The organism is Bifidobacterium hapali (assembly GCF_002259755.1).
In the GTDB taxonomy this organism is placed as follows: domain Bacteria; phylum Actinomycetota; class Actinomycetes; order Actinomycetales; family Bifidobacteriaceae; genus Bifidobacterium; species Bifidobacterium hapali.
The window spans coordinates 1-5,573 of the sequence record NZ_MWWY01000055.1 but is presented as its reverse complement, the minus strand read 5'-3'; the positions used below and the strand labels follow the sequence as shown (position 1 = coordinate 5,573).

The 5,573-nt window shown below is 56.9% G+C and carries 3 protein-coding genes; 2 read left to right on the top strand and 1 reads right to left on the bottom strand.

The window, feature by feature from the left end; genetic code table 11:
- Window positions 1-169: 169 nt before the first annotated feature.
- The gene (locus BHAP_RS11050; RefSeq protein ID WP_094730714.1) at window positions 170-2,872 is read left to right on the top strand and encodes a TIM-barrel domain-containing protein; all 2,703 of its coding nucleotides are present in this window, start codon (window positions 170-172) and stop codon (window positions 2,870-2,872) included.
- 59 nt (window positions 2,873-2,931) lie between these two features.
- On the opposite strand, the gene BHAP_RS11045 is transcribed toward BHAP_RS11050, so the two are convergent.
- Window positions 2,932-4,722, bottom strand: coding sequence for a glycoside hydrolase family 36 protein (locus BHAP_RS11045; RefSeq protein ID WP_094730713.1), 1,791 nt, complete (start codon window positions 4,720-4,722; stop codon window positions 2,932-2,934).
- Window positions 4,723-5,192: 470 nt separating this feature from the next.
- Here BHAP_RS11045 and BHAP_RS11040 point away from each other — a divergent pair.
- On the top strand, window positions 5,193-5,573 hold a 381-nt coding region (locus tag BHAP_RS11040), incomplete at its 3' end, for an IS110 family transposase (protein ID WP_143248808.1).

Below are 5,573 nucleotides of genomic sequence, written 5' to 3'. Positions count from 1 at the left end.
GTAGACAAATGATCGGCGAATAATGACACACGAACGGACGACACAGTCTCGCAATCAACACTGTCGTGCCTCGTTACGCCTAGGATAATCCGTATCGGCTCACAGTTGACCCGATATCAACCCCAGTAACAACATCCACCCACCAAACTCGACTCAGCAGAAGGTACTTATGACCACCCCACTCCCCCACGCCGATAACACGCCCAACACCACCAACGCGCACGCATCAACAACCCTAGCCACACCGCCCATCAGCGCAACTCCAGTCCATCTCACGCCAGTCACACACTCATCCAACATCATCCAAGGCGATCATTGGCGTATCTCAGTCCTGTCCGACTCACTCATCCGACTGGAGTGGTCAGATTCAGGACATTTCGAGGATCACGCTACGCAAACCGTTGTCAGTCGCGACTTCAGCAACAGCAACACCAACACCAGCAACGCCAATGACAACACACGTCCAACGTTCACCGTCACTCATCGCAACGGTTTCCTCTTACTCGACACGCCGTCACTGCGGCTTGAATACGACGGTAAACCGTTCAGCCGCGAAGGTCTATGCATCAGTGTCAAGGGCGGCGCGAACGGTTCGGACGTCTGGCATTACGGCGACGAACCGAGCGGTAATCTCGGCGGCACCGCGCGCACGCTTGACGGCGTTAACGGCCGCATCGACGTCGGTCACGGCGTACTTGCAATGAACGGCTGGGCAGTACTCGACGATTCTACCTCGAACATCGTCGCCAGCGAACCAGTCAAACACGGTATCGCAACTCCATTCGGCACATGGGTTGCTCCGCGCGATCATGCTGAAACCGATCTGTACTTTTTCGCACACGGCCGTCGTTACCGTGACGCAATCCGCGACTTTTACCGACTTACCGGTCCGGTTCCGCTGCTACCGCGATTCGTGTTCGGTAACTGGTGGAGCCGCTACCATCGCTACAGTGACGCGGAATATCGCACGCTGATGCGCCGATTTGAGCATGAAGGCATTCCGTTCAGCGTTGCGGTTATCGATATGGACTGGCATTTGGTGGACGATGTGCCCGCGCAATATGGCACTGGATGGACCGGATATACGTGGAATCCCAAGCTGTTCCCGAACCCGCACGATTTTCTCGATTGGCTGCACGAGCAAGGACTCAAGGCTACGCTGAACGTGCATCCGCGCGACGGCGTGCGCGCGTTCGAGCAGCCGTACGCCAAAATCGCTGCGGCGATGGGCGTTGATACGAGCCACAATGAGCCGGTCGACTTCGATTTGACCAACCCCACGTTTATTCGCGCGTATCTCGACATGCATCATGATCTCGAGCGCGAAGGCGTTGATTTCTGGTGGCTCGACTGGCAGCAGGGCGGCGTCACGCATATGCCCGGACTGGACCCGCTGTGGATGCTCAATTATCTGCATTATCACGATTCTGGCCGCGACGGTCGTTGGCCGCTCACGTTTTCGCGGTACGCCGGTCCTGGTTCACACCGCTATCCGATCGGATTTTCGGGCGACACGATTGTTACGTGGGATTCGTTGCGATTCCAACCGTATTTCACTGCCACCGCATCGAATATCGGTTACGGATGGTGGAGTCACGATATTGGCGGTCACATGTTTGGCGAGCGCGATGAGGAGTTGGAAGCGCGCTGGTATCAGCTCGGCACGTTCAGTCCAATCAACCGACTGCACTCGACTGACTCGCCGTTCAACGGCAAGGAACCGTGGAATTTCCACGAACCAGTACGTTCAGCAATGGTCGCAGCGTTGCGATTGCGGCAAGCGCTCGTGCCGTATTTGTACACGATGAACTGGCGGGCCGCGACCGATGGTATGCCATTGATCGAGCCGATGTATTGGGCAGACGCGGAACTGCCGGACGCATATCAGACGCCGAACGAGTTCCGTTTTGGTACCGAATTAATTGTTGCGCCGATTACTGAGCCGATCGATCGGGCGACGATGCGCGCGCACGCGAATGTGTGGTTGCCGAGTGGCGTTTGGTTTGACCTGTTCACTGGACGACGGTATGACGCAGGACATGTTGATACGAACGGTGTGTGCAACGCCGATAATACGGCCGATATAGCTGGTGTGAGTGACACGAAGAACGTGGCTAACGACAGCGAAAATCGTCGCGGTCGGATTATCGACGTATGGCGCACGATCAATGAGATGTCAGTATTTGCAAAAGCCGGCGCGATCGTGCCGCTCGCTACGAACTCGACAGATAATTCAGTCGCCAATCCGCAAGCGTTGACATTACTTGTGTTCCCCGGCGCATCCGGTTCATTCGAGTTACTCGAAGACGACGGCACGTATCCGGGAGTCGACGATCGCGGTATCGTACGCGATGATCGGCTGGCACGTACGCAGATTACGTTTACGTGGGGTGAGACTGACGCGCAACTTACGATTCACTCAGTCACCGGCAATGTCACAGCTGTCCCAGCTACGCGTGATTGGACGATCGCGTTGCGCGGCGTCGCGCCGACCAACGTTACAGTTACGATCGATAGACAGCCAGTCGATACTTCCGTAAACTACGATCCGACAACGCTTACGTTGTCAGTCACCGTGCCATCGACGACTGACCAGTCTGTTGAGATCACGTTCCCCAACGGTTTGCGTATTGCTGACGACCCGTGGATGGGCGACTGTCAGCAGCTGTTACAGGATGCGCAGGTCGACTATGTCAGTAAGGAAGCCGCATGGGATGCGATCAAGCGGCTTGGCAAGCGCGCGGTCGCTTCTTTCGGTCCGATTACGCGACCAGTTGATCCCAATCTGCCGAGCTGGCTGCCGCAAACGCGTCCGTCAGCATTGCCGGATACCGTCGCACATGCGCTCGCAGAGATTCTTAACCGCTGCTAACGCGAGAAACCAGTGTTGGTCGGAGCTCCAACGGTATCCCAACCAACACTGGTCCGCCATCACCACGTCACATCGAGCACACCGAATGGCTCAACCAACACATCCACAAGCATTGTCCCGCTGGTTACGTCAATAACTGTCTGCCGCTCTCGTGAGCCAGCAGCGTCAGACGAGACCATGTGCAATGACCGACCATAATCAAGTCCATGAACACGGACCGTCGACACGCAAGAGTCCGTTGCATTTAACAACACTAGGCGATGCACGATCTGCGCATCAACATCCACTACGACGTTTTGCGTGTATACACCAGTGACCTGCATATCGTCACCCACCGCGTTCACTACCGGATACGACAACGCCTGCGACCCCGCTGTCAGCTGTCCACCAAGAATCGCCCGGCGACAGTCTTTCCACAAGTTCAGCAGACGCACACATACATTACGCTGCAACGATGGTATCAGCGACGGCGAGACTGACAGCTGCGGTACACCGAAGAACGCAGACATGATCTGCTGGGCACAGGCCGCCGGCTGTGCCGCAATGTTCCACAGCATCATATCGGAATCCACGATGCGGCCATCCGCGACAATACGCGCATCCATGACACCACAACGATTCGCAATTGCATCGGACGGACAGTCTGACGCTCGTAGCACATTCGCATACGATCCCAGCACCGGGTTGACATATGGCGATCGAAACTCCACGATGGGAGACTCAACACGCCCCTCGTACATCGTTCCCCGAATCTCGTCAAGCAATGCCAGCATGGCTTCGCCAACATCGTTGAGATCACCTGTATCAGTATGCGGAGCGGGCGTACCCTGATAGCGCGACGCCTGATCAAGAAAATCGATCTTCAGACCATCTACTCCATAATCATCCATCAGACGGCGACAAGTGGCAGCAAGACGTGCTCGGTTCACAGCGCGTCGAGGATCGAGCACATGGACATCGAGATCCTTACCTGGAAGATAGATTGGATCCTGAGCCGCGACATCATGCCAAGTACGCGACCGTTCGCCAACTAGCAGTGGCGCAATCCACAGCACCACCGCTAATCCCTTTCCATGCAGCTTCCTGATCGTCGCACGTAGGTCAGGGAACTTAGCAGGATCTGCAACCCAATCACCACACCCAGCATAGCCGCGTCCATGCGCTTGCTCCTGCCAACCATCATCCACGAACACCGAGCGGCAGCCCAAAGATACCATGCCATCCGCCTCATCCAGCAGATATTCAGCATCAATATCTTGCAAACGTGCATACCATGTCGAAAACACCGGTTCACAGGCGCTTGCAGGGATCGGCATCAACTCGCGATCTCCGCGCACAAATCTAGCAAGTCGACGTCCAGCATCAATCAAGGTCAATGTAGCGGCAGTATCTACAACAAGCAGCCGCTCTTGATCGTCCACATTCATGTGGAACCGCAAGAATATCACAAACAGACCATGCTCCTCATCCACGCCGTACTGCAACGTCGACTCGCGGACAGCCAAGGAGAACGCAAACCCAAGTAGACAGTTGTCATCCACGTCAAGCAGACATCCCAACGGAGCTGAGTTCGCCAGTGACACCGACACATCACCATGCCAGTCCGGGGCGAGCGGCACACTACCGCGCACACCCGGCCGCCAGAACGAGGCCGCGTTATTCAACGGTACAGTCAGGGCGATCACAGCCTCCGGTTCTGGATAAGCAGCACGCACCGTGATCTCATACACGCCGTTGCCCGCACAAGATCTAGTTAACACCAGCCCGTGTGTGGCCAGCACCGAAACTCCAGTTGCACCACATTCATAATTGACGGGCGACAATGTGCCACCATATCTATCCAACAACATGCCCCATCTCCTTTGACGTTCTGAACAGCTCTCGCCACCTGCTGCCAATGATACTCATCTCCATCTCGTTAACACTCTGATGACTTTAACGATCTGGTGCATCAGCCGGCGTGGATACAATCACTCAGATCCAATCGCAATAGCATAGAAGAAGATTCATCGCAATCGACGTCATCAGGAGGCGCATGATGCCGGAAACATTCACCCATTACTATGTTTGGTAGGTCCCGAATGGTCGGGGCCGGGTCGCCGGTTCCGGTATGACTTTCCTGCCCTGTTATTGATGATCCGGGGGGTGTTGTCGCCGGGAGCGGGGGCGTTCGCAGACCGCTGATAGGAACCAGGCCGGCCGTATGGACGCTTCGGGACGCATGGCGCAGGTCTCTTCGTAATGTGGATGCGGCGCGGGCGTCCGGACCTTCTTGCAGGGTCCACGGCGGCCGGAAACCTTCATGACGGGAGGGATGACGATGACTCCGGACGACATCGACGTGNGGGTCGGACTGGACGTGGGCAAGAGCGCGCACCACGCGCACGCCCTCGACCACGACGGCAACACCCTGTACGACAAGCCACTCAAACAGGACGAGAAGGCCATCCGCACGATGCTGGAGAAGCTCTCCAGACGCGGGCGCGTGCTGCTGGTCGTCGACCAGCCCAACACCATCGGCTCCCTGCCGCTGACCGTGGCCCGGAGCATGGGCGTACAGGTCGCCTACCTGCCCGGCACCGCGATGCGCCGGACCGCGCAATTGCTGCCCGGAACCGCGAAGACCGACCGGAGGGACGCGTACGTGATCGCATGGGCCGCGCTCAAAATCCCCGAAAGCCTCAGGGACGCGGGCCCGGAC